Source organism: Trinickia sp. (genome assembly GCF_036503415.1).
Lineage (GTDB): Bacteria > Pseudomonadota > Gammaproteobacteria > Burkholderiales > Burkholderiaceae > Trinickia.
Genome location: NZ_DASXWY010000107.1, coordinates 1 through 25944, shown reverse-complemented (window position 1 = coordinate 25944; position 25944 = coordinate 1). Strand labels below are relative to the sequence as shown.

Sequence of the window (25944 nt, the reverse complement as noted above, 5' to 3'; positions counted from 1 at the left end):
GTGCGCGAGCAACAAGCGAAGCGGCGCCAATAAACGGAGGAGACAATATGGAAATCAAGGCCCCCGCTGTCGGAGCCCAGAGTACCCCGACCGCATTGCGCGCGACGCGCGTGCGCTTTTTGATCCTCACGATGTTGTTCATCGTGACGACGATCAACTATGCCGACCGTGCCACGGTCTCGATTGCCGGCTCCGCGATGCAAAAGGACCTCGGCATGAGCGCCGTGCAGCTCGGCTACATCTTCTCTGCTTTCGGCTGGTCCTATGTGATCGCGCAGTTGCCGGGCGGCTGGCTGCTCGACAAGTTCGGTTCGCGGCGCGTCTATGGTGCGAGCATTCTGATCTGGTCGATCTTCACGTTCACGCAAGGCACGATCGGTTTTCTGACCGGCGCGGCCGCCGTGGGCGCCGTGTTCGCACTGCGCTTTCTCGTCGGCGTTGCCGAAGCACCGGCTTTCCCGGCCAACAGCCGCATCGTCGCAGCCTGGTTCCCCGCGAACGAGCGCGGCACCGCATCGGCCATTTTCAATTCGGCGCAATACGCCGCCACGGTCATTTTCGCGCCCATCATGGCGTGGCTCGTGCATAGCTTCGGCTGGCATCATGTATTCATCGTCATGGGCGTGCTTGGCGCGATCGCCGCCGTCGCCTGGCAGGTGTTCGTGCGCGATCCGAAAGAGCACCCGCGCGTGAACCGTGCCGAGATCGAGTACATCGAGAACGGCGGGGGGCTCGTCGATATCGACCGTGCCGTGACCGCCGAACGCCGCAGCGGCCCGAACGTCGCCTACATCAAGCAGTTGCTGCGCAACCGCATGCTGATGGGTATCTATATCGCCCAGTACTGCATCAACGCGCTGACCTACTTTTTCATCACCTGGTTTCCGATCTATCTCGTCCAGGCGCGCGGCATGTCGATCCTGAAGGCGGGCTTCGTCGCTTCGGTGCCCGCAGTGTGCGGCTTTCTCGGCGGCATCCTCGGCGGCATCATCTCCGATGCGCTGCTGCGGCGCGGCGCCTCGCTCTCGATCGCCCGCAAGGTGCCGATCGTGCTCGGGATGCTGCTGTCGATGAGCATGGTCATCTGCAATTATGTGGATGCGCAGGTGGTCGTGGTCGCGTTCATGGCGCTCGCATTCTTCGGCAAGGGACTGGGCGCGCTCGGCTGGGCGGTCAACTCCGATACCGCACCGAAGCAGATCGCCGGCCTTTCGGGCGCGCTCATGAATACGTTCGGCAATCTGTCGAGCATCACGACGCCGATCGCCGTAGGCTATATCGTCGGTCATACGGGTTCGTTCAACGGCGCGCTCGTCTTCGTCGGCTTGCACGGGCTCGTGGCATGCATTTGCTACATCTTCGTCGTCGGCAAGATCCAGCGCGTGGAACTCGCGCCGGTACGATGATCGCGAAGCGATGAGCAGACAACGAACACGATAGGAGCGAATCAAGGTGGAGCAGCAAACGACGGACGACGGCAAGCAAGGCAACACACCGCGCGTGACCGGCATGCAGGTGATTCCGGTTGCGGGACGCGACAGCATGCTGCTGAACCTGTGCGGCGCGCACGGACCGTTCTTCACGCGCAATCTCGTGGTGCTGAGCGATTCGGCCGGTCGCACCGGTGTCGGGGAAGTGCCGGGCGGCGAGGGGATTCGCGCGGCCCTGGAACGCGTGATGCCGCTCGTCATCGAGACCGAAATCGGCCGCATGAACGGCACGCTGAACGCGATCCGGCGTGCGCTGGGCGGCGGCGCCGATGCGGCGCATCGCGGCACGGTCTACGAAGTCGGCTCGCAAGCCGAATCCGCCGTGCTGCGCCAGCCGCACGAAATCAATCTGCGGATGGATAACGTCCTGACGGCCGTCGAGGCGGCGCTGCTCGATCTGCTGGGCCAGCACCTGGGCGTGCCGGTGGCCGAACTGCTCGCGAACGGCCAGCAGCGCGACCGGGTGCCGATGCTCGCCTACCTGTTTTATATCGGCGAGCGCCGCAAAACCGACCTGCCGTATCTCGACGGCGCCGGCGCGCGCGACGGCTGGTTGCGCTTGCGTCACGAGGCGGCACTGACGCCGCAGGACATCGCGCGTCTTGCGGAAGCGGCGACCGACCGCTACGGGTTTGCCGACTTCAAGCTGAAGGGCGGTGTAATGGACGGCGACGAGGAAATGCAGGCCATCGCCGCCATCAAGGCCCGTTTTCCGAACGCGCGCGCGACGCTCGATCCGAACGGCGCGTGGTCGCTCGACGAAGCCATTCGGCTGTGCCGCGGGCAATCGCATCTGCTTGCCTATGCCGAAGATCCGTGCGGCCCCGAGAACGGTTATTCGGGGCGCGAGACGATGGCGGAGTTCAAGCGCGCCACGGGTATTCCCACGGCCACGAACATGATCGCGACCGACTGGCGTCAGCTCGGCCATGCCGTTTCGCTGCAAGCGGTCGATATCCCGTTGGCCGACCCGCATTTCTGGACGATGCAGGGTTCCGCACGCGTTGCCCAGTTGACGAGCGAGTGGGGCCTCACCTGGGGCTCGCATTCGAACAACCACTTCGATGTTTCGCTCGCGATGTTCACGCATGTCGCCGCGGCGGCCCCGGGGCCGATTACGGCGATCGATACGCACTGGATCTGGCAGGAGAGCGAAGAGCGGCTCACGCGCGAGCCGCTTCGAATCGTCGGCGGCACGGTGGGGGTGCCCGAGCGGCCGGGCCTCGGCATCGAGATCGACATGGACCGCGTCATGCGGGCTCACGAACTCTACAAGTCGCTCGGCAGCGGTGCGCGTGACGACGCGATGGCCATGCGCTATCTCGTGCCGGGCTGGACCTACGATCCGAAGCGGCCGAGCTTCGGGCGCGCGATGCGCGGCGCGAGCCGCGCATAGTCGACGTCGAACATGCAATAGCACCAGCAACAGCAACTGCAACCGATACACCGATCCATGATGCCGAACGCTTCAAGTAAAACTCCGCTGATCGCGCGCATGCGCGTGGTTCCCGTCGCGGGCCGGGACAGCATGCTGCTCAACCTGAGCGGCGCGCACGGACCGTTTTTCACCCGCAACATCGTCATCGTCGAGGATAGCGACGGCCGTACCGGGCTTGGCGAAGTGCCGGGCGGCGAAGCCATTCGCACGACGCTCGAAGAGGCCGGCGCGCTGCTCGTCGGGACGCCGATCGGCCGCTGGCAGGACGCGCTCAATGCCGTGCGCCGCCGCTTCGCCGATCGCGACTCGGGCGGACGCGGCAACCAGACGTTCGATTTGCGGGTGACCGTGCACGCCGTGACGGCGATCGAAGCCGCGCTACTCGACTTGCTCGGCCAGTATCTCGACGTGCCGGTAGCCGCGCTTCTCGGCGAGGGGCAGCAGCGCAGCCACGTGCCGATGCTCGGCTACCTCTTTTATATCGGCGATCGCGGGCGCACGAAGCTCGACTATCGTAGCGAGCCCGAGGCCGATAACGACTGGTTCCGGCTGCGCAACGAAGTTGCGCTGACGCCCCAGGCAGTCGTGAACCTCGCGGTGGCCGCGCGCGAACGCTATGGTTTCCGCGATTTCAAGCTCAAGGGCGGCGTGCTGCCCGGCGACGAGGAAATCGAGGCGGTTACGGCGCTGGCCAAGCGTTTTCCGGATGCGCGCATCACGCTCGATCCGAACGGCGCGTGGCCGTTGGCCGAAGCCATTCGTCTGTGCCGTGACAAGCACGATGTGCTCGCCTACGCGGAAGACCCCTGCGGCGCCGAAGGCGGCTACTCGGGCCGCGAGGTCATGGCCGAGTTCCGTCGCGCGACGGGGCTGCCCACCGCTACCAACATGATCGCGACCGACTGGCGCCAGCTCGGCCATGCCGTATCGCTGCAATCGGTCGATATTCCGCTGGCCGATCCGCATTTCTGGACGATGCGCGGCTCGGTGCGCGTCGCGCAACTGTGCGCCGAATGGGGGCTCACCTGGGGCTCGCATTCGAACAACCATTTCGATATTTCGCTTGCGATGTTCACGCATGTCGCGGCGGCCGCGCCCGGCAACATTACCGCGATCGACACGCACTGGATCTGGCAGGACGGTCAGCGGTTGACGCGGGCGCCGTTCGAGATCGTCGAAGGTCAGGTGGCCGTGCCCGAGCGCGGCGGCCTCGGTATCGAACTGGATGAAGAGGCGCTGGCCGAGGCGCACGCACTTTATCTCGAGCATGGGCTCGGCAGCCGCGACGACGCCGTCGCGATGCAGTACCTGATCCCGGACTGGAAGTTCGACAACAAGCGCCCGTGTCTCGTACGCTGAGCGCATGAATACCCGCCTGTCTGTCGCCCTCGCGATAGCCATTCGGCCGACAGACAGGCACTGAAGCAGTCACGATGGAGTCTCAAGCAATGTCCGCTTCCACCACTGCGCCCGCGCAGACCGCCGAGGGCGCGCTCACGATCCGCGTCGACGAGCGCGACAACGTTGCGATCGTCGTCAATGCCCGCGGGCTGCCCGCCGGCACGACGCTCCCCGACGGCACCGTCCTCGCGCAGGGCGTACCGCAAGGACACAAGGTCGCCCTCTCCGATCTGGCCGAGGGCGACGCCGTCGTCCGCTACGGCGAGATCATCGGCTATGCCGCGAAGGCGCTGCCGCGCGGTAGCTGGGTCGACGAGCACGCCGTGCAGTTGCCGCAGCCGCCGGCGCTCGATGCACTGCCGCTCGCCACGCGGCCCGCGCCCGATCTGCCGCCGCTCGAAGGCTACACGTTCGAGGGTTATCGCAATGCCGACGGGACGGTCGGCACGAAGAACGTCCTCGGGATCATGACGAGCGTGCAGTGCGTGGCCGGCGTCACCGATTACGTCGTCGAGCGCATCAAGCGCGAGCTGATGCCGCGCTATCCGAACGTGGACGACGTCGTCGCGCTCACGCACACGTATGGCTGCGGCGTAGCGATCAACGCGCCGGCCGCGATCGTGCCGATCCGCACGTTGCAGAACCTCGCCGTGAATCCGAACTTCGGCGGCGAAGTGATGGTGATCGGACTCGGCTGCGAAAAGCTCGTGCCCGAGCGGCTCGTTCCGTCCGAGCTCGCACCGGGCGGCCGCATCCCCATCGAAGTGGCCGGCAAGCCCGAATCGCCTGTGCTGTCGCTGCAAGACGAGGCGTATCACGGTTTCGGCGAGATGGTCGATGCGATCCTCGAGATGGCCGACAAGCGCCTTGCGCGCCTGAACGAGCGCCGGCGCGAGACCTGCCCCGCCTCCGATCTCGTGATCGGCGTGCAGTGCGGCGGCAGCGACGCGTTCTCGGGCGTCACGGCCAATCCGGCGGTCGGCTTTGCGGCCGATCTGATCGTGCGCGCGGGCGGCACGGTGATGTTTTCCGAAGTGACCGAAGTGCGCGATGCGATCCATCTGCTGACGCCGCGCGCCATCGACGAAGACGTCGGTCGCGCGCTCTTGCGCGAGATGGCCTGGTACGACGACTACCTGAGCGGCGGGCGCGCGGACCGCAGCGCGAATCCGTCGCCCGGCAATAAACGCGGCGGCTTGTCGAACGTCGTCGAAAAGGCGCTGGGTTCGATCGTCAAGTCGGGCACGAGCCCGATCGTCGACGTGCTCGGCCCGGGCGAGAAAATGCGGCGCAAGGGTCTCATCTTTGCTGCCACGCCGGCGAGCGATTTCGTCTGCGGCACTTTGCAGCTCGCCTCCGGCATCAACCTGCAGGTCTTCACGACGGGCCGCGGCACGCCTTACGGCCTGGCGATGGCGCCCGTCATCAAGGTCTCCACACGCAAGGCGTTGTCCGAGCGCTGGCACGATCTGATCGACCTCGACGCGGGCCGCATCGCGACGGGCGAGGCCAGCATCGCCGACATCGGCTGGGAGCTGTTCCGCATGATTCTCGACGTGGCGAGCGGCAAGCGCGAGGTGTGCGCCGACAAGCTCGGCTTGCGCAACGACCTCGTGCTTTTCAACCCGGCCCCGGTAACCTGATCCAGAGCTGCTCAGAGCTGACTCGACATGACGACTGAAACTCTCACGACCGCGGACCCGCTCTCGGGTGTCGGCACACGCTGCGGCCGCATCCTGCTCACGGGCGCGGCGGGCAACCTCGGGCGCGTGCTGCGCGAGCGCCTCACCCGGTATTGCGACGTGCTGCGCTCGTCGGACTTGGGTCCGATCGCTGATCTGCACGAAGGCGAAGAATCGATGCCTTGCGATCTGGGCGATGCCGCGGCGGTCGACGCGCTCGTGCGCGGCTGCGATGCGATCGTTCACTTCGGTGGCGTATCGGTCGAGCGTCCGTTCGAAGAGATTCTCCCGGCGAACATCCAAGGCACCTACAACCTCTACGAAGCGGCGCGCCGACATGGCGTGCGGCGCATCGTCTTCGCGAGCTCGAACCACGTCACCGGCTTTTACCGCCAGGACGAAGTCGTGAGCCCCGAAGACCCGCCGCGTCCCGACGGCTACTACGGGGTTTCCAAGGCGTTCGGCGAGCAACTCGCGCGTTTTTACTTCGATCGCTACGGCATCGAATCGGTCTGCGTGCGTATCGGCTCGTCGTTTCCGGAGCCGAAGGATCGCCGCATGCTGACGACCTGGCTCGGTTACGACGACCTCGAGCAGCTCGTGCGCCGCGCGATGTTCGTGCCGGAGGTGGGCTGCCTGATCGTGTACGGCGTGTCGGCCAATCGCGACTGGTGGTGGGACAACGACGCGGCCGCCGCGCGTATCGGCTATGTGCCGGCACAAACGAGCGAACCGTGGCGCGCGCGTATCGAAAACGAGCAGCCGCCGCTGCCCGAAACCGACCCGGTGCGCCGCTATCAGGGCGGCGGGTTCGTGATCGTCGGCCCGTTCGGAGACTAGGGCGATGCGGCAAACGGTATCGATCGAGCGTATCGGCGCCATGCGGTGCGAGGTCGGCGAAAGCCCGGTCTGGCATGCTGGCGAGGGCGCGCTTTACTGGACCGACATTCCGCGCCGCATGCTGTGGCGCTGGCGCGCCGATGCGGGCGCCATCGAGCAGTGGGCGCTGCCGGAAATGGCGGGCTCGATCGCCATCACGGACGACGACGGCATTCTGTTGGCGATGGAATCGGGAATTTACCGTGTGCCGCGTCCCGATGCGGGTGGGCCGCTCGGCGAATGCACGCTGCTCGCGCGCGTCTACCATCCGCGTGGCGATATGCGCTTCAATGACGGACGATGCGACCCGTGCGGCCGCTTCATTGCCGGTACCATGGTCCTCGATACGACGCTCGCGATGCCGGTTGGCACGCTGATGCGGCTCGATGCGGGCGCGGGGTTCACCGCGCTCGTCGACGGACTCATCGTCTCGAACGGCCTTGCGTTCAGCCCGGACGGACGTACGATGTACTTGTCGGACTCGCATGCGAGCCGGCAGATCGTATGGGCCTTCGATTACGACATCGACACAGGCGAGCCGCACCGTCGGCGCGTGTTCGTCGACATGATCGTGCACGCGGGCCGGCCCGACGGCGCGGCGGTGGACGCTGACGGCTGCTACTGGATCTGCGGCAACGATGCGGGCGTCGTGCACCGTTTCACGCCCGCCGGCAAGCTCGATCGTAGCATCGAAGTGCCCGTTGCGAAGCCGGCCATGTGCGCATTCGGCGGCGCGCATCTCGATACGCTCTTCGTCACATCGATCGTGCAGGCTGGCGATCCGCTTTCGGGCGCTGTGTTCGCGTTGGACCCCGGGGTCACGGGACTGCGCGAACCGCTAGCGCGTCTTCAACCACGCCGCGAAGTTGAAAGAGCAACGAGCGGCACTCCATAACCGATAACCGCAAAGAGGCAACCGAGACCATGTTCAAAAACGGAGGAGACATGAAACGTACGCATTTCGCGCGACGCGCAGGCCATCTGGCGGCCGCAGTTTGTTTTTCGCTCGCGGCCGCGGCCGCGTCGGCCGAACCGGTCACGCTCAACATCGTCGATGTGGCCGGCAATCTCGCGCTGACCAAGCCGGGCTTCGAAGCGTTCAAGCAAGCGAACCCGAACCTCGTCAGCAACATCACCTACACGAACGCGCCGGCGCCGCAATTGCCGGGCAAGATCAAGGCGATGCAAGGCGCGGGCCGCTCGGATATCGACCTCGTGTTGACCGGGACCGACGCACTCGCGGCCGGTATCGAGCAGAAGTTGTGGATGACGCTGCCGTCGAAGATGATCGACGACGCGAATGCCAAGTACGCGCCGGGTCCGAAAGAGATGCAAAAACTCGCGCAAGGCGAGGGTCTCGAAGTGACGTTCATGCCGGCTGGACCGCTCGTGGAATACAACCCCGACAAGGTGCCGCCGAACGAAGTCCCGAAGACGCCCGAGCAACTGCTCTCGTGGTGCAAGGCGCATCCGAACAAGCTGATCTATGCGCGCCCGGCCAACTCGGGCCCGGGCCGTACGTTCCTGATGGGCCTGCCGTACATTCTCGGCGACAAGGATCCGCAGGATCCGATCAAAGGCTGGGACAAGACCTGGGCGTTCCTCAAGCAGCTGAACGAGTGCGTGCCGTACTACCCGGGCGGCACGTCGGCCGTCATGAAGGAACTCGGCGAAGGCACGCGTGACATGACCGTTACGGTAACGGGCTGGGACATCAACCCGCGCGCGCTCGGCGTCGTGCCGGCCGCCTTCAAGGTGCAGCCGTTCGACAACATGAAGTGGGTCAACGATGCGCACTACATGGTCATTCCGAAGGGCGTGGACAAGGCCAAGGTGGAAGTGCTCGAGAAGATGATGAACTTCATGCTCGAGAAGCCGCAGCAGGCAATGACCTACGACGACGGCTACTTCTATCCGGGCCCCGCGATCGACGGCTTGACGCCTTCGGACGCTCCCGAAAAGAGCCGGGTCGTGTTGCAGAAGTTCGGCCGGCCCGAGTATGGCGGCTGGCTCAAGAAGTACCCGAACGTCCAGCCGCTGCCGGCCGAGAAGATGGTCGAGGCGTTCAAGAAGTGGGACGCCGAGATCGGTGCGCAGAAGAAGTAATTTGAAGTGAACGCGGCGGGGTAGCGCGAGCCGCCCCGCCGGCCAGATGTCAGTCAGGAAATCATCATGAAGCATACTTTCGATCGGTTGCGTCTCAACTCGGTGTGCCGCAGCTTCGCTAATGCCGAAGGCGCTCACGTCGCGGCGCTTCAAGGGCTCGATCTCGCGATCGAGCGCGGCGAGTTCATCGCACTGCTCGGACCGTCGGGCTGCGGTAAATCGACGGCACTCAACTGCATCGCCGGCCTGCAGCCGTTGACCGGCGGCGAGATCTGGCTGGACGACAAGCGGATCGACGTGCTGCCGCCCGAGAGGCGCGGCTTCGGCATGGTCTTTCAGAACTACGCGCTCTTTCCGCATATGAGCGTGCTCGAGAACGTCGGGTTCGGTCTGCGCATGCGCGGCGCGCCCAAAGCGGAAATCGAGCGCCGTGCGCGTGCGGCTTTGCAGCTCGTGCAGCTCGTCGGCCACGAGCACAAGCTGCCGGGACAGCTCTCGGGCGGTCAGCAGCAGCGTGTCGCGATTGCCCGCGCGATCGTCATCGAGCCGCCCGTCGTGCTGATGGACGAGCCGCTGTCGAACCTCGATACGAAGCTGCGCATCGAGATGCGCGCAGAAATCCGCCGCATTCACGGCGAGCTCGAGCGCGCGACGATCTATGTCACGCACGATCAGGACGAAGCGCTTTCGATGGCCGATCGCATCGTCGTGATGAAAGAGGGTCTCGTACAGCAGGTGGCATCGCCGAAGGAAGTGTACGGCCGGCCGAAGAACCTGCATGTGGCGCGATTCATGGGCTATCGCAATGTCGTCGCCTGTACGCTCGAAGGCGCGGTGGGCGAGGGCGTGGCTGTCGCCGCGGGCGGCGTGAAATTCGTGGCCACGCCGATGGAAGAGTTCGACGCGAAATCCGCGATGCTCGCCATTCGCCCCGAAGACCTCGTTCGTGCGCAGCCTGGCTCGACGAACGCTTTCGACGTCGACGTCGAAGTGGTCGAGTACGGCGGCCGCGATTCGCTGCTCTTCGTCAAAGCGCCGTTCGGCAAGCTTTGGGCACGTGTGGAAGGCGAATTCGCGGAAGGCGAGCGTGTCACGCTTGCCATTGCCAGCGAGCGCGCGCTCGTCTATCGCGAGGAGCGCGCATCATGAGTGTGCTTTCGCTTTCGGGGCCGCGTGACGCGAAAGGATGGCTCGTCACGCCGGCACTCGGGTTCATTCTGGCGTTGTTCATCTATCCGTTCGCGTACGGGCTCGTGCTGTCGTTTCAGCCGATGAACGGCGGCGGCGTGCTGGCGAACTACGTTACGTTCTTCACCGACAGCGCGATGTGGCCGACGATCTTCGTCACGCTGAAGCTTGCCGTGCCGGCGACGCTCGTCAACGTGGGCTTGTCGGTGCCGGTCGCGTTCTCGTTGCGGCGCAAATCGCGGTACCAGAAGTTCGTGACCACGCTGCTCGTGATTCCGGTCACGCTTGGCACCGTGCTGATCGCCGACGGCATGCTCACCTACTTTTCGCCGAATGGCTGGTTCACGCAGGGCGTGCAGGCGCTGCATATGTATGGCGACGAAGTGCGGCTCACGCATAACTACTGGGGCGTGCTCATTTCGCTGATCGTCTCGGGCTTTCCGTTCGCGTTCCTGCTCACGCTGTCGTACGTGAGCGGCATCGATCCGACGCTGGCCCGTGCCGCGGCGACGCTCGGCGCGAATCCGTGGCAGCAGTTCCGGCAGATCTATCTGCCGCTGCTCGTGCCCGGTCTCACGATGGCCGCATGCCTCTCGTTCGTGCAGGCGTTCTCGGTCTTTCCGTCGGCCGTGCTGCTCGGCGCGCCGGCTGGGCCTACGCGTGTGATTTCGATCGCTGCCGCCGAGGCGGCCTTCGAAAGCTATGACTACTCGCTCGCCTCGACCATTGCGATCTTGATGGGCTTCGTGCAATTGCTGGTGGTGGGAGGCATGCTGGGTGCGCGGCGCTTCTTCTACACCGGGCCGGTGACGGGAGGAAAAGGATGATGGCGACCGACAATCAAACTGCGCGCGCGATATCGATGCCGGAGACAACCGGCTCGCGCGGCGCCGGCTCCAACTCCAACGCGCAGCCCGAACGCAAGCATACCGAGAGCCTCGGTGGCCGTGTCTGGAAGGTCATCGTGCGCGGGACGATGGTGTTTTTCCTGCTCAACGTGCTGTTGCTGATCGCCACCGTCGCGGTGAACTCCGTGGCGACGCGCTGGTTCGGCACGCTGCTGCCGCAGGGCTTCACGCTGCACTGGTACGCGCAGGCATGGAGCGACTTCCAGCTCTCGAGCGTGCTGTGGGTGACGGTCGAGGTCGTCGGCGCCGTAGTGCTGCTGTCGATCGCGCTCGGTGTGCCGGCCGCGTACGCGCTGGCGCGCGCAACGTTTCCCGGTAAGCGTCTCGTCATGCTGATGTTTCTGCTGCCGCTGATGGTGCCGCCCGTGACGTACGGCATTCCGATGGCGACCGTGATGTACAAGGTCGGCCTCGCCGGCACGCTGGCCGGGGTGATTCTGGCCAACCTGGTACCCGCGTTGCCGTTCGTCATTCTCGTCATGACGCCGTTCATCGAACAGCTCGATCCGAACCTCGAAGCCGCCGCACGCATCTTCGGCGCCAACACGGCGCGGTACTTCCGCCATGTGCTGCTGCCGTTGCTGGTGCCCGGTATGCTGGCCGCCGGTCTGCTCGTGCTCGTACGCACCATCGGGATGTTCGAGTTGACGTTCTTTACGGCCGGGCCGAACACGCAAACGCTCGTCGTGGCGCTTTACTACGCGGTGTTTTCCACCGGCGTGCGCGCGCCGCAGTCGATCGACGCGATGGCGATGATTTATATGGCCATCACGCTGGTGTGGGTCGTGATTGCGCTCCAGTTCGTGAGCCCGACGCAGCTCGTCTCGCGGGTGAAAGAGCAACGCTAGCACCTTGGCGGGAGCCGGCGTTCGCCCGGCCCCCCGCCGCCTGCCTCCTTCCCTGGAATCCTTTCCATCGTTCCCTGATGGTGGCCGTTCGGCCGATTATCGGACTGTTTCCGCTGGGTTGAACCCACGGAAACAGTCCGATATTTCATTTCCCCGCTCACCGATTACCTGTTAGTCCGAAAAATAGCGCCATTCGCATACGTCACGGGGACAGTCGCCTGACTGTCGTGACATGGAACGGGGGCTGGAGATGACCGACGGGAAGTCCATTCGCGGCAGCGGCGTGCTACGCGCCGTCTTCTGCGTATGGGCGCTATCGACATCGGGTGCGCACGCGCAGACGATTGCGCCGGGCGGGAGTGCACAGGAAGCGCTACGCCAACAAGAGCGCGAGCGCGCGTTCAGAGCGCAACAGGAAGCAGCGCCCGACATTCGGCTCGAACGGCCGGCGAAGGCCGGCATCGAACGGCTGCCTGAAAGCGAATCGCCGTGCTTTCGGATCGATCGCATCGTACTGGCCGGGGACGCGGCGGCGAAGTTCGAGTGGGCGCTCAAAGCCGCCGACCCGTCGAACGATCGCGCCACGGGCCGCTGCCTCGGCGGCGAAGGCGTTGGCCTCACGATGAAGCGCGTGCAAAACGCCATCGTCGCGCGCGGCTATATCACCACGCGAGTACTGGCCGCGCCGCAAGATCTGACGCAAGGTACGCTGACGCTTACGGTCATTCCCGGCCGTGTTCGCGCCGTGCGTTTTTCCGATGACAGCGGCCACCGTGCGACGAAATGGAATGCCGTGCCCGTGCGTTCCGGGGACATCCTCAATGTGCGCGATATCGAGCAGGCGCTCGAAAACTTCAAGCGCGTGCCGAGCGTCGAGGCCGATATTCGGATTGCTCCCGCCGAGGGTCTCGATGTCCAGCCCGGCGATAGCGATCTCGTCATCACATGGAAGCAGGCCTTTCCGTTTCGCATCACGTTATCGGCGGACGATGCCGGCAGCGAGTACACGGGAAAATACCAAGGCAGCGTCACGGTCTCCTACGACGACTGGTGGGCACTCAATGATCTTTTCTACGTCAGTTTCAATCGAGACCTTGGCCGAAGCTACGGCCAAGGCAAGGGGACGCGTGGCTACACGGCCCACTACGAGGTGCCTTACCGCTACTGGCTGCTCGGCTTCACCGCGAGCGGCTACGACTATCGGCAACGGGTAGCGGGCGCCAACCAGACGTACATCTACCGCGGCAGCGCGGAGAACGCCGAACTGCGTCTTTCGCGACTCGTATATCGCGATGCCGTACGCAAGACGAGCGCCTACGTCGCCGGCTGGCTGCGCAATTCGCACAACTATATCGACGATACCGAAATCGAGGTCCAACGCCGCCGGATGGCGGGTTGGGAACTCGGCGTGACGCATCGCGAGTTCATCGCGGCGGCGATATTCGATACGCGCATCGGTTACCGGCGCGGGACCGGAATGCTGTCGGCGCTTGCCGCACCCGAAGAACTATTCGGCGAGGGTACATCGCGCTCGGCGCTGATCACGGCGGACGCGCAGCTGAACGTGCCGTTCGGGATCTCGAAGCAACGCTTTCGATACGCCTCATCGTGGCGGGCGCAATGGAATCGCACGCCGCTTGTGCCGCAGGATCGCTTTCAGATCGGCGGCCGCTACACCGTGCGCGGCTTCGATGGAGAAAGCACGTTGCTCGGGGAGCGCGGATGGCTGTTGCGCAACGATTTGGGTTGGACGATCGGCGGCACCGCGCAGGAGCTTTATCTCGGCGTCGATTACGGCGAAGTCAGCGGTCCGTCGACGCCGCAACTGATCGGCACGCGTCTGGCCGGCGCAGTCGTCGGGTTACGCGGCGGCTACAAGCACTTCATGTGGGATCTGTTCGCGGGCCGCCCCGTCAGCAAGCCCGACGGATTTCAGACCGCGAACACGACCGCGGGATTCAACCTCCTTTGGTCCTATTGAGGAACGACGCATGAGGTATGGATCGCTCGACGTCATTGCGCCGCGTCTCTTGCACACCTCCTGCCGCGAGGCCGAAGCACTCGGCAGTGCCGTGTGGCTTTGGATGCATTCGGCCGGACATCGTGACGCCCCGCTCAAAGTTTTGCCGGCAGTGCTGTTGCCGGCGATCAAAACCGGACAGTTCGTGCTTGCCACTGACGCGGGCAAGCCGGTGTTCTACCTGTCGTGGGCGAGCTTCAGCGAAGAGGCGGAGGCGCGCTATCTGAGCAACCTACCAGAGCACATGCCCGACGCGGATTGGGCAAGCGGCGATCGGGCGTGGCTGCTCGACTGGGTGGCGCCATTCGGTCACACCCGAACCTTGCGTCATATCGCGGCGCGCCTGTTCGCAAATCGCTGTTTGCGCTCGCTCCATCACCGGGGCGACGAACGTGGGTTGCGCGTGATGGAGTTCAGGGGCATCGCCGTTTCGAAGGAAGAGGCGCGCGCCTGGTTTCTAGGCCACCCAATCACGCACGCGCAGCCGCATAACGGAGACAACCGTCGATGAACAAGCACTGCTATCGGATCGTTTTCAATCGGACGCGTGGACTGCTGATGGCGGTCTCGGAGCATGTCGCGAGCGACGGGAAGGCAACCGGCACGTCGCGCGCGCCGCAGTTGGGGAACCTTGCGGCCGGCGTTGCTGCGACTGTGCGGCCGTTGCAGTATTCGATGCTGCTGGCATGGGGGCTCGTCAGCTTCCCGGCGCACGCGCAGATCGTCGCCGATCGGAGCGTACCCGGCGCGCAACAACCCACTGTTTTGACCGCGGGCAATGGGGTGCCGGTCGTCAATATCCAGACGCCGAGTGCGGCAGGCGTTTCTCGCAACAGCTATAGCCAGTTCGACGTCCATTCGCAGGGCGCGATTCTCAACAACGCGCGCAAGGCGGCCGAGACTCAGTTGGGCGGCTGGGTGCAGGGCAATCCGTGGCTTGCGGGGGGATCGGCCCGCGTCATTTTGAACGAGGTCAACGGAAGCCATCCGAGTCTTCTGCGTGGCTACATCGAGGTTGCCGGCAGCCGCGCGCAGGTCGTGATCGCGAACCCCGCCGGCATTTCCTGCGACGGATGCGGCTTCATCAACGCCAATCGCGCGACGCTGACTACCGGGATTCCCCTCATGAATGCGGGAAATCTCGATGGTTATCGCGTAACGAGTGGCGCGATCGATATTTCAGGCGCGGGCTTCGACGCGAGCCGCGCCGATTTCACCGACATCATCGCGCGCTCCGTGCAAGTGAACGCAGGTATCTGGGCCAATACGCTGAAAGTTACCACGGGCGCAAACGAGATCAGCGCCGATCATGTGCATTCGACGGCAACCGCGGCGAATGGCGTAACGCCCGCCTACGGCCTCGATGTCGCGAACCTCGGCGGCATGTATGCCGGCAAGATCACGTTGGTCGGCACTGAATCGGGCGTGGGCGTGCGCAACGCGGGGGCGATCGGCGCGTCGGCGGGCGATGTCGTCGTGACGGCCGACGGGCGGCTCGAGAACAGCGGACGCATCAACGCCAGCGGGGCGGTACGCGCCGATACGAGCGGCAGCGTGACCAACACGGGGATCGTCTACGCGCAAGGCGATGCGCAGCTTACGACGCGCGGCAACGTCGTCAATGCGGGTGCGATCGCGGCACAGGGCGATACGACGATTGCCGCGACCGGCTCGACGAGCGTGATCGATAGTCGATCTGGCTCGTTGCTGGGCGCGGGGATACGAAGCGACGGCACGCTCGATGGGAGCGGCAGCGTCCGGCTTACCGCGTCGGGCCGGCTCGACGCGCGCGGGCAGAATCTGGCGGGCGCGGATTTCAGTGCGAGCGGGCCGGCACTCAGTCTCGCGGGCAGCCAAACGGTGGCTAGGGATATATCGCTGATAGCCGGCACGGGTGAACTCGATGCGAGCCGTGCAACGCTTTTTGCAGCGCAAACGCTGACGGGACATGCGGCGGCGACGCTGCGTACCGATGACGCGACGATATCGGCTGACCGGCTATCGTTGAGTGCTTATGACGTGTCGAATCGAAACGGGCAACTGGTTCAAACCGGTGCGGGCAGCGCGTCGATCGTGGCCGAAGGCGTGCTCGACAACACGGCGGGAACGATCGCGGCGAGCGGCGCCATGACGATGCGCGCCGGCACGTTCGATAACAGGGAACACGGCCAGGTCATGGCGGGCGGCGACGCCGAGCTAAGGGTGGCGACCTTGCTGAATACCGGCGGCAGCTTGACGGCGGGCGGGGCGCTCGATGTGCGAGCGCCGGGCAGGGTCGACAATGCAGCCGGCTTGATCGCCGCGACGCAAAACGTATCGATCGAGGGCGATGCAATCGATAACACAGGCGGTCGCATCGGTTCTGTGCTGGGTGCCGCGAGTGTCTTGGCTGCAACGGGACATCTCAGCAATGCGGCTGGCCGTATCGAGGCCGCACAGTCCGTCACCCTCGCATCCAGTGGGCTCACGAATACGGACGGTGTGGTGGCAAGCGGCGACGTGCGCATCGATACGCGTGCCCAGAGGCTCGACAATTCGCGCGGCGCGATCGTGGCCAGGGGCGCGCTGAACATCGACAGCGCAGCACTGGCGAACGACGGTGGCACGATGCAGGCCACGGGTGCGCTGAGCGTCGACACGCATGGGCACACGCTTTCGAATACACATTCGGGCGCAGCGGGCGGCATTCTCGGTCAAAGCACGGTGAAGCTGCAAACAGGCGGGCTCGACAACACCGGTGGCTTTATCGGTGCCAAAGGGGATGTATCGGCGCATTCGGGGCAAATCACCAACGCACACGGTGGGCAGATCGCAGCGCAAGGGGAGGTCGCCCTTGACGCCAGCGGCATAGATAACCGCGGCGGTACCGTGCAAGCCCTCGGCAAGGTCGAGCTCGATGTCGGCGGCGGCGCCGTGGATAACAGTGGCAGCTTGATTCGCTCGGGCGAACGATTGACGGTGCGCGCCGGCCATCTGGTCAATCGCGGCACACAGGGCAACGACCAAGGGGTTGAAGGCCACAGCGTGAGCGTCACGGCCGACGCGATCGACAATCAGTCCGGCGCCATGCGCGCCGATACATCGCTGTCGGTCACCGGTGCGGGTCCGGTCGACAACAGCGCAGGCCTGATTTCTTCCGGTCAATCGGTTCAGATACAGGATCGCGATCTGGCGAACAAGCAGCAGCACGTGGCGAACACGGGCGGCACGCTGATTGCGGGCAAGACGCTCGGCGTGAACAGCGCACGGCTGTCAGGCGATGGCAGCGTACTGTCGCAAGGCGATCTCAATGTCAGTCTGGCGGGGGACTTCGTCCATACAGGCAACATCGAGGCAAGCGGCGACGTTGTGTTCGAAACCGCCGGACACATCACCAATCAGGCCATCATGCGCGCCGGCCGTACCCTGAGCATGCGGGCACGTGACATCGACAATGCCGCAAGCGGCGAACTCGGCGCGGCGACGACGCAAATCGACGCTGCCGGCGCGATCACGAACCGAGGGCTGATCGACGGACAGGAGACGACCGTATCGTCAGGGGTCCTGAGCAACAAGGGAAGCGGCCGCATCTACGGCGACCGTCTCGCGATATCGACAGGTGCACTGGATAACGATGCGGAAGACGGCGTGGCGGCAACGATCGCTGCGCGCGGCCGGCTCGACATCGGCGCCCAGACCGTGACGAACCGTAAGCATGCATTGATCTTCAGCGCGGGCGATATGGCGATCGGCGGGGCGCTCGACGAGAGCGGCTTGGCAACGGGCTCGGCACAGACTGTCAACAACCACAGTGCATCGATCGAAGCGCTCGGCAATTTGACGCTTGGCGCACTCGGGGTCAACAACACCAACGAGCATTTTCGGGTCGGCGTTCAGCCGCAGGGTGAGCCTGAACGCATCATCGAATACCAGGGCGATGGATCGGCGAATCGATTCAAGCCAGGCGAGCCGGATGTCTACGTCTACAACGACGAATCGGATCAACTGCATACGCCCGAACGAAACTATGAAAGCTGGAGCAAGTACGAATATGACCGTAGCGTCTCGGCGAGCGTCGTCACCGAGTCGGACCCGGCGAGGATCACCTCGGGCGGGGCCATGCGTATCGACGCACAGCACGTGCTCAACGACAAGAGCCAGATCGTGGCCGGCGCAGCGCTTACCGGAAACATCGCGCGGCTGGACAACACGGAGGTGATCGGTCAACAGATCGTACGGGACACGGGCACCGTCACCTCGCATTGGCGCAACCATAAAAAGGGGCGTGACGATACCGGTAGAAACACGATTGCATACGAGCCCCCGGCAGCGATCGCCGAGATCAGGCTGACGCCAAGCGTCTATGCCGACTTTACGGCGCCGGGCACGACCGGCACGCGCATTGGCGCGCCGAACGTCGCGGCAGTGACGCGGCGCGCCGAAGGGGCGGGCGCGGCGGACGTGTACATTCGCAACGGACGTGAGGTCACCCCGATCACGGAGGTGGCCGCGCTCAACGTAGACGGTGCCGGCCAGCCGTCGGTGATCCGCAGTACCGACATCAATGCGACCGTGCCGAACACGAGTCTTTTCTCGGTCAATCCCAATCCCGCTGTCGGCTATCTGATCGAAACCGATCCGCGTTTTACCAACTACCGGAACTGGTTGTCGTCCGATTACATGCTCGAGCAGCTACGCATGAATCCAGCGTTGACGCAAAAGCGTCTTGGCGACGCATTTTACGAACAGAAGCTCGTTCGCGAGCAGGTGGCGAAATTGACGGGTCGCCGGTTCCTCGAAGGTTATGGGAACGACGAGGCGCAATATCGCGCGCTGATCGATAGCGGCGTGACCTACGCGAAGAGGTGGGGGTTGCAGCCGGGCATCGCATTGACCGATACGCAGATGGCGCAGCTGACGAGCGACATCGTGTGGCTCGTCGAGCGGGACGTGATGTTGCCGAGCGGGGAGACGACGAGGGCGCTGGTACCTCAGGTGTACGCGCGCGTGACGCAAGGCGACGTCGACGGTTCGGGGGCGCTGATTTCGGGGCAGACGATCGATCTGAATCTCTCCGGCGACGTCGTGAATCAAGGCACGATCGCGGGGCGTAGCGTCGTTGCGCTGACGGCGGAGAATATAAAGAACCTCGGCGGGCGCCTGACGGGAGAGGACGTTTCGATACGCGCGAATCAGGATTTGATGAACCTCGGCGGCACGATCGATGCCGCAAGGAGCCTCTTTGCAACGGCGGGACGCGATCTGACGAGCGTCAGTTCGACGAGCGCCCAGGCAAATGCGCAAGGCTCGCTGACGAACGTCAGCCGCGTGGCAGGCCTCTTTGTGACGAACCCTTCAGGCGCGACACTCGTCGCCGCGGCGGGGCGCGATGTGACGCTTGCGGGCGCGCAGATCGTCAATGATAGCGTCGACGGGCAGACCGTCATCGCCGCAGGGCGCGACCTCAATCTGAGCACGGTGGACACATCGAGCAGCCACTCTCTGAAATGGGATAACGACAACTGGCGCGAGGACAGTACGCAACAAGAGATGGGATCGACGATCCGGACGGTGGGCGATTTGCACCTGTCGGCGGGACATGATCTCAATGCGCGCGGGGCATCGGTGACGAGCGAGCAAGGCGCGCTGATCGCGATGGCCGGCAACGACGTCAACCTGACATCGTCCGAGACGACGCGCGAGGTCGACGAGGCACATCGACACAAGGGCAAGAGCAGCTGGTTTTCTTCGAAGACGATCGCGACGCGCAACACGTTGTCGGAAACGACGAACCAGGCCACGACGTTCTCGGGCAACACGGCCTACGTGCAGGCGAGCAACGATATCAATTTGATGGGCAGCAACGTCGTGTCGACGGACGGCACCACACTCGTTGCTACGCGCGACGTGAACATCGAAGCCGCGACCGATACGACGGCGGAGCGGCATTTCCGGGAAGAGAAGAAGACGGGGCTCTTCGGTAATGGGGGGATGAGTTTCACGATCGGGACGCAGCAACAGAGCCAGGACAATCGCGCAACCCGGACCACGGCGTCGGCGTCCACCGTTGGCTCGACCCATGGCAACGTCGCGATCAGTGCGGGCAATCGCTATACGCAGATCGGCTCTCATGTACTGACGCCGCAGGGCGACATCGATATCGCGGCCAAGAAGGTCGACATTCTCGCAGCCGAGGAGACGAGCCATAGCACGCAGGAAACGCGGTTCAAGCAATCGGGGCTGACCGTGGCGGTGACGGCTCCCGTGATTGCGGCGGAGCAAACCGCGGGGCAGATGAAACACGCAGCCGCTCAGACATCGGATACGCGCATGCAGGTGCTGGCGGGCGCGACGACGGCACTGGCCGCCAAGAATGCGGCCGATGCGATCGGAGCCGATCCAAAAACCGGAGGCGGTATCAATATCGCCATTACGGTGGGAACGACGGCGAGCCGGAGCAAGACGACGGAAGACGCGGTGCACGCGGCGGGCTCGACCGTGGCCGCGGGAGGCAATGTGCGCATTCGCGCGACGGGTGCGGGCCGGGACTCGATGTTGACCGTGCAGGGCAGCGAGATCCAAGGCGGCGGCGATGTGAAGCTGAAGGCCGATGGCGAGATTGCGCTGCTGGCGGCGCAGAACACGAACGAAATGCACCGCACGAGCAGTAGTGCGAGCGGCGGTGTGGGCGTGGCGGTGAGCGTCAATTCGCAAGGCGCGGCATTCGGCGTGACGGCGAATGCGAGCGGCTCGCGGGGCAAGGGTGAGGGGACCGATGTGACGTGGACGAACACGCATGTGTCGGCGGGTAAGCGGCTCGTGTTGGAGTCGGGTGGCGATACGGTTCTGCGCGGGGCGGTGGCGAGCGGCGAGCAGGTGGTGGGCAACGTGGGGGGCGAGCTGAAGATCGAGAGCTTGCAGGATTCGAGCCGTTACACCAGCAAAGACCAATCGGTCGGCGGCAGCGTGACGGCGGGTGCGGGTTTCTCGGCGAGCGCGAATGTCGGTCAGCAGAAGATGAAGAGTGACTTTGCCAGCGTCATGGAGCAGTCGGGGATCAAGGCGGGCGATGGGGGTTTCCAGATCGATGTGAAGGGAAATACGGAACTGAAGGGCGGGGCGATTACGAGTACGGAGCGCGCCGTTGCAGAGAAGCGGAACAGCTTGACGACGGCGACGCTGACGACGAGCGATATCGAGAACCACGCGCAGTACAGCGCGAGCAGTGTTGCCGTGGGCGGAGGCTATAGCTTTGGTGGCGGTGGCATGACGCCGGTTGGCGGCAAGGGGAATACGACGGCAGGCGGTGTCGGAACGAATCAGCAAGGGCAGGCGGCCTCCGGTGGGGACAAGGTGCCGGGGAACAACGTGGCGAGTTCGGGCAATTGGAGTGCCACACCGCCGGCTGTCATGGCGGCATCGGGTAGCAGTAGTCGCACGACGGTGAGTGGCGTCAGCGGTGGGGCGATTCGGATTACGGACGAGGCGAAGCAGCGGGCACTCACGGGTGAGAGCGTGGACCAGACGATGGCGGGCTTAAACCGCGACATCACCAGCGAACATGACGGGACCCACGCGCTCAAGCCGATCTTCAACGAGCAGGAGATCCGGGCAGGGTTCGAGATTGTCGGCGCGTTGCAACGGGAGGCGGGAACGTTCCTGGCGAATCGGGCGAAGGCATCGAGCGAAGCACAGCAAGCGTTGGAACAAGAGCAGGCTAAACCGATAGGTGAACGGGACCGCGAGAAGGTTGCCCAGTTGACGCAGGTGTTGGAGGACAACGCGACGTGGGCACCGGGTGGGGCGGGGCGTCGTGTGTTGACCGCGCTCACTGCGGCGGCGGGCGGGAACCTGACGGGGGCAATGGGGCAATTCGCACAGGCGGCTGGGGCGACGTACTTGCAGACGTTGGGTGCGGAGCAGATCAAGGCGCTGTCGCCGTATCTGGGTGGAGAAGGCAGCGCGGCGCATACGGCGCTGCATGCGGTGCTGGGGTGCGCGGGCGGGGCGGCGTCGGGAGGAGATTGCGGAGCGGGGGCGTTGGGTGCGTCGGCAGGGGTGGTGCTGAATACGGCGTTGGATCAGTTGAGCCGGACCGAGGGGCTGAGCGCGAGCGAGAAAGAGGCGCGTGCCGATCTGGTGGCGTCGCTCGTGGCGGGCGTGGCGCAGGCGGTGGGGGCGGATAGTGCGCAAGCGGGGGCGGCTGCGCGGGTGGAGACGTTGTTTAATCGGCAACTGCATCCAGATGAAAGAGCATCGATCGATAGGCGCAAGCAAGCGTATGCCAAGCGAAACGGGCTGACGCTCGAACAGGCGGAGAGGGAGCTTCTGATGCAAGCGAACCTGATGGTCCAGAACGGCTCGCCCGGGCAATGGAATGAGCGTGCCGCAGCATTCTTGCGAGAAGAGCGGGGAATGCTTCCGGCTGATGGCAACAGCGGGCCAGGCTATATGTTTTTTGCGACGCCGGACCAGAAGGTCAATCCGAATATGTACGCGGGACATTACGCGAACGGCGTCGGACCAAATCAGCCGCCCGCAGCACAAATTCAGAGCAGCGCAAACGGGGAGGAAGCGAACCGAAACCTTATGGGCGGTGGCGTTATCGCAGCTGCGACAGGTGGTGTATTGCTTGCGGCCGCTCCCATAGCGGGGGCGGCTGGCACTCTTGGGTATGCGGCGATTGGCGCTGGCGTAAACGGCGGTATGGACGCCGCTGGCCAATACGCTCAATCAGGGATGATACGTCCAGCCCAATCCATTTTTGCGGCCGCGACTGGAGCAATAGCTGGGCCGATCGGTACCAATGTCAAATTCATGGGCAGCGTCGCGTTGGGGGGGGCCAACGGAGTGCTAAACACTGCATTCAGCAACACGTATTACGAGGAATCAAAGAGTTTGTCATTCTCCGGTGCTTTAGGCTCGCTTACATCATCCTTGGGATACGGCATTGGAGCGGTTACGACAAAGGGCCTCGCTCGGGTTCTCCGGCCTTACGTCTACGGGAACTTCAACCCGTCCGTTCCTGCCGTATTGCAGCCGCGCACTCCCAACCCAACGCCGGGCCTTGCCGGAGCAACGGCAGGATCTGTTGGCTCAGGGACATCGTCATTCATCCCAGGCAAGGATGCATTACAGTGAGGACTTCAAGGATTGATCGACTTCTTGCAGAAGACGGCTGGAAGGGCGCTTTAACGCGGGTTCTTGTTGTCACTGGATCATATTTCGGGATTAAATATCTTCCCCAAATTATCGCATGGGCATCTATTCATTGGGGTTGGCGTCCAGCGTCGGAAGAGCAATTGAGAAATCACGCAGCGTTGGTCACAGTTTCCACGTGGGCCATATGCATCAGCCTCTGTATCGAGTTTGTTCGAGTAATGGTCGGTTTTATACGGAGGTTAGCAATGAGGTGATAGTGCGGCGTTCGGCGTGACGGCGAATGCGAGCGGCTCGCGGGGCAAGGGGCGGGACCGATGTAACGTGGCCGACACACATATGTCGGCGGATAAGCGGCTGATTTTTTGGGTCGGGCGGCGATACGGTCATGCGCGGGCGGCGGCAAGCGGCGAGCAGGCGGTGGGCGACGTGGGGGGGCGTCTTTCCAAACAAGGTAGTCCAACCGTAACTATCTCTGGCGGTTGCAGGCCGATCTCGGAGCAGCAGAGTGCTGGCGGCAAAATGATCGGCGTCGAGGTGGGGCGTTCATGCTCGTTTACGTGGGGCGAAGTGGACGTGCTGAAGGATCTACAAATACGCTTCTGATCGGAAATGATCGATCGACTCGCCCGGAATTTACTTGTAATGCTGATAATCGAGTACGAGCCGCGTGCGCTGCTCCGGCGAGAAGTCGGTGCGGTGAGCCCGCAGTCGGTCGATCGCGCGATGTTTCTTTAGGAGATCGCTATTCTGAACTTTGATCGCAGGCCCGAATTCCGGAGGCGGTATGTGGGCCCCCATCGCCGTAAGCCGTTGATTTTGTACGTGGAAGCATTCTTTGTTAATCTCGCAAAGGGTACGATGGCGCTCGCCGCGATAATCGTTCTTTTGTTGTGCGTGCTTGACGGGAATGTGTGGGGCCTACGAGGCGTGATAACCACGCGCAAGGGCTGGTACATTATTCTGGGCGCTATCGCGGTCACTGTTGTGATTGCGATGTTCGTGCTCCACTGGAGGTAATCGGCGCGTCAATGTTTATGCTTACGAGGGAGAATGCCGTTTTTAACAGGCATTGGAGATCGGATGTTGTATTTAAGCCGTTTGACGACAGTTAAAGGAAGGCCGGAAGTGGCCATGCGATGGCACAGCTATGCTTGCGGTTCGCGTTCCGAGTGCGCGTCAGCGGTACCCGATATGGAGCGCCGCGCAGTAACGCAGCTTTTCCTTTGCGTCGCTGCCCACCCTTAAAACCCTAGTCCGTACGCTGTTACTATCCACCTCAGCGCCGCGAAGATGTCCGCGCGCGATCCACGCGCCGTACGATGCCGGATCGACCTAACCCATAACGAAAAAAACGGGAACACAATGAACACGATTTCGGGGGAGCCGGGCGAGAGCCGGCCGGCAGCGACTGCAGTGGGTTTTTGGCGCAGAAGCTTTGCATTCTGGCTTGACGGCCTGATTCTCGCGCTAATCGGCTTCCTGCTCATTGCACTTGCTGGCGACATACTCATGCGCCTCGGCCAATGGGGCAAGCTGATCGGCTTTGCCATCGGCTCTCTCTATTTCGCGCTGCTTGAAGGCGGCCCTGGGCGAGGCCAGTCGCTCGGCAAGCGGCTCATGAAGATCAAGGTTATCCGACTCGATCCAACCGGCATTAGCCGGTTGCGATACTCGCACGCCTGGGTGCGCTACGCGATCGTCGGCGTGCCGACCGTGCTCGGCGGATTCGCATTCATCGGCTCTGACGCGTGGCATTCACCAGCTTGGCGATGGCTAGTGGTGGCCGACGGCGTATTGCTCGCGATCTGGCTATTCGCATTGGGATACCTCTATCTCTTCAACCGCCCCACGCGCAGAACACTCCAGGATCTCGCGACGTCCACCATCGTTGTGCCCGTCACAGCGACGACCGGCATGCTCACATCGGTTCGGCCCCTACATTGGAAGGTTCTGGCCGCTGCGGCTTTGGTGATTGCGATTGGCACGGGTATCGGTATGCACTTCATCAATCCAACGTATCGCGAACTAGGTGAAGTGCAGCGCGTGGTGTCGGCGGTGCCCGGCGTCGGCGAAGTCGGTGTGTCGATCGGCACGTCGAGCATGATCCGTTCTCAAGGCGGCGCGACGACGAGTCACGGCGCAGCAATTTTCTACACGCTTCCCGATTCCGCTTTGCAATGCGAGCAAATCACCCCGCAAGTAGCCAAAGCTGCGTTGCAGGGTTGGCCCGAAGCGTCGCATCAGGACTACTTGAGCGTGATCTGCATGCGTTCCGTCGAGCTTGGCATCGCCTACTGGCGAAACCAATCGGCAACGGTGCATTCGCCGAGGCAATGGGCGGCGCAACTCGGCCTGCCGCTGTAATGCTGTAATGTAACCGGCGATAGCTCGATGCCAGATTGCGCGCCTACCTGCACGCAATCTGGCATTGCAGTAGCCTGAAGGGCCGGCCGCAGCGCCGGAATCTTCCGTCCCTTTCAGCGAGGTCCCCTATGGAATATCGACATCTCGGCGCATCGGGATTCAAAGTCCCGGTACTCGGTTTCGGCACCGGTACGTTCGGCGGCAAGGGCGAACTGTTTAAAGCCTGGGGGGAGACCCATGTCGCCGAGGCGCGCAAGCTCGTCGACATCTGCCTGGACGCGGGTGTGACGCTCTTCGACAGTGCCGACATCTATTCCGAAGGTGCCTCCGAGTCGGTCCTCGGCGAGGCGATCAGAGGCCGTCGCGACAAGGTGCTGATCTCGACGAAGGCCACGTTCCGATTCAACGACGAACCGAATAACGTGGGCTCGTCGCGCCATCATCTGATCAACGCCGTCAATGCGGCATTGAAGCGGCTG

The 25944-nt window shown here is 63.7% G+C and carries 16 protein-coding genes; all 16 read left to right on the top strand.

Annotated elements, in window-relative coordinates; all coding sequences use genetic code 11:
* Positions 1-47 precede the first annotated feature (47 nt).
* Entirely contained in the window at positions 48-1406 is a 1359-nt protein-coding gene (locus VGL01_RS14290; RefSeq protein ID WP_331570367.1) for an MFS transporter, read from the top strand.
* Positions 1407-1509: 103 nt separating this feature from the next.
* Positions 1510-2886, top strand: a complete 1377-nt coding sequence (locus VGL01_RS14285; protein ID WP_414720260.1) for an enolase C-terminal domain-like protein — start codon at positions 1510-1512, stop codon at positions 2884-2886.
* A gap of 57 nt (positions 2887-2943) precedes the next feature.
* Positions 2944-4287, top strand: a complete 1344-nt coding sequence (gene gudD, locus VGL01_RS14280; protein WP_331570363.1) for a glucarate dehydratase — start codon at positions 2944-2946, stop codon at positions 4285-4287.
* Positions 4288-4376: 89 nt separating this feature from the next.
* A complete protein-coding gene (gene garD, locus VGL01_RS14275) occupies positions 4377-5972 on the top strand; it encodes a galactarate dehydratase (RefSeq protein ID WP_331570361.1) in 1596 nt (531 codons plus the stop codon).
* Between the two features lie 27 nt (positions 5973-5999).
* On the top strand, positions 6000-6851 hold the full coding sequence (locus VGL01_RS14270; protein WP_331570359.1) for an NAD(P)-dependent oxidoreductase: 852 nt from the start codon (positions 6000-6002) through the stop codon (positions 6849-6851).
* Positions 6852-6855: 4 nt separating this feature from the next.
* A complete protein-coding gene (locus VGL01_RS14265; protein ID WP_331570357.1) occupies positions 6856-7785 on the top strand; it encodes an SMP-30/gluconolactonase/LRE family protein in 930 nt (309 codons plus the stop codon).
* A gap of 50 nt (positions 7786-7835) precedes the next feature.
* On the top strand, positions 7836-8996 hold the full coding sequence (locus VGL01_RS14260; protein WP_331570356.1) for an extracellular solute-binding protein: 1161 nt from the start codon (positions 7836-7838) through the stop codon (positions 8994-8996).
* Between the two features lie 66 nt (positions 8997-9062).
* Positions 9063-10145 (top strand): ABC transporter ATP-binding protein, encoded by a 1083-nt coding sequence (locus tag VGL01_RS14255; RefSeq protein ID WP_331570354.1) that lies wholly within the window; start codon positions 9063-9065, stop codon positions 10143-10145.
* Positions 10142-11011, top strand: a complete 870-nt coding sequence (locus VGL01_RS14250; RefSeq protein WP_331570352.1) for a sugar ABC transporter permease — start codon at positions 10142-10144, stop codon at positions 11009-11011. The genes VGL01_RS14255 and VGL01_RS14250 overlap by 4 nt, the downstream gene beginning before the upstream one ends.
* Positions 11011-11940 (top strand): ABC transporter permease, encoded by a 930-nt coding sequence (locus tag VGL01_RS14245; RefSeq protein ID WP_414720259.1) that lies wholly within the window; start codon positions 11011-11013, stop codon positions 11938-11940. Before VGL01_RS14250 ends, VGL01_RS14245 begins: the two co-directional genes overlap by 1 nt.
* A 250-nt stretch (positions 11941-12190) precedes the next feature.
* A complete protein-coding gene (locus VGL01_RS14240; RefSeq protein WP_331570350.1) occupies positions 12191-13921 on the top strand; it encodes a ShlB/FhaC/HecB family hemolysin secretion/activation protein in 1731 nt (576 codons plus the stop codon).
* Positions 13922-13931: 10 nt separating this feature from the next.
* Positions 13932-14471 carry a toxin-activating lysine-acyltransferase gene (locus VGL01_RS14235; protein WP_331570348.1) on the top strand — a complete coding sequence of 180 codons (540 nt, stop codon included), beginning with the start codon at positions 13932-13934 and terminating at the stop codon, positions 14469-14471.
* Positions 14468-23080 (top strand): hemagglutinin repeat-containing protein, encoded by an 8613-nt coding sequence (locus VGL01_RS14230; RefSeq protein ID WP_331570346.1) that lies wholly within the window; start codon positions 14468-14470, stop codon positions 23078-23080. The genes VGL01_RS14235 and VGL01_RS14230 overlap by 4 nt, the downstream gene beginning before the upstream one ends.
* Positions 23081-23422: 342 nt before the next feature.
* Positions 23423-23704 carry a hypothetical protein gene (locus VGL01_RS14225; protein ID WP_331570385.1) on the top strand — a complete coding sequence of 94 codons (282 nt, stop codon included), beginning with the start codon at positions 23423-23425 and terminating at the stop codon, positions 23702-23704.
* Between the two features lie 759 nt (positions 23705-24463).
* Positions 24464-25465: an RDD family protein gene (locus tag VGL01_RS14220; protein WP_331570344.1), complete on the top strand. Its 1002-nt coding sequence runs from the start codon at positions 24464-24466 to the stop codon at positions 25463-25465.
* A gap of 128 nt (positions 25466-25593) precedes the next feature.
* Positions 25594-25944, top strand: a 351-nt coding sequence (locus tag VGL01_RS14215) for an aldo/keto reductase (protein ID WP_331570342.1), incomplete at its 3' end; no start/stop codon positions are given.

Bases quoted from the DNA above. Each gene is read 5' to 3' on its own strand.
- gudD (WP_331570363.1), top strand. From the start codon at position 2,944: ATGATGCCGAACGCTTCAAGTAAAACTCCGCTGATCGCGCGCATGCGC.
- VGL01_RS14290 (WP_331570367.1), top strand. From the start codon at position 48: ATGGAAATCAAGGCCCCCGCTGTCGGAGCCCAGAGTACCCCGACCGCA.
- VGL01_RS14270 (WP_331570359.1), top strand. From the start codon at position 6,000: ATGACGACTGAAACTCTCACGACCGCGGACCCGCTCTCGGGTGTCGGC.
- garD (WP_331570361.1), top strand. From the start codon at position 4,377: ATGTCCGCTTCCACCACTGCGCCCGCGCAGACCGCCGAGGGCGCGCTC.
- VGL01_RS14230 (WP_331570346.1), top strand. From the start codon at position 14,468: ATGAACAAGCACTGCTATCGGATCGTTTTCAATCGGACGCGTGGACTG.
- VGL01_RS14255 (WP_331570354.1), top strand. From the start codon at position 9,063: ATGAAGCATACTTTCGATCGGTTGCGTCTCAACTCGGTGTGCCGCAGC.
- VGL01_RS14240 (WP_331570350.1), top strand. From the start codon at position 12,191: ATGACCGACGGGAAGTCCATTCGCGGCAGCGGCGTGCTACGCGCCGTC.
- VGL01_RS14285 (WP_414720260.1), top strand. From the start codon at position 1,510: ATGCAGGTGATTCCGGTTGCGGGACGCGACAGCATGCTGCTGAACCTG.
- VGL01_RS14265 (WP_331570357.1), top strand. From the start codon at position 6,856: ATGCGGCAAACGGTATCGATCGAGCGTATCGGCGCCATGCGGTGCGAG.
- VGL01_RS14235 (WP_331570348.1), top strand. From the start codon at position 13,932: ATGAGGTATGGATCGCTCGACGTCATTGCGCCGCGTCTCTTGCACACC.
- VGL01_RS14250 (WP_331570352.1), top strand. From the start codon at position 10,142: ATGAGTGTGCTTTCGCTTTCGGGGCCGCGTGACGCGAAAGGATGGCTC.
- VGL01_RS14245 (WP_414720259.1), top strand. From the start codon at position 11,011: ATGGCGACCGACAATCAAACTGCGCGCGCGATATCGATGCCGGAGACA.
- VGL01_RS14220 (WP_331570344.1), top strand. From the start codon at position 24,464: ATGAACACGATTTCGGGGGAGCCGGGCGAGAGCCGGCCGGCAGCGACT.
- VGL01_RS14260 (WP_331570356.1), top strand. From the start codon at position 7,836: ATGAAACGTACGCATTTCGCGCGACGCGCAGGCCATCTGGCGGCCGCA.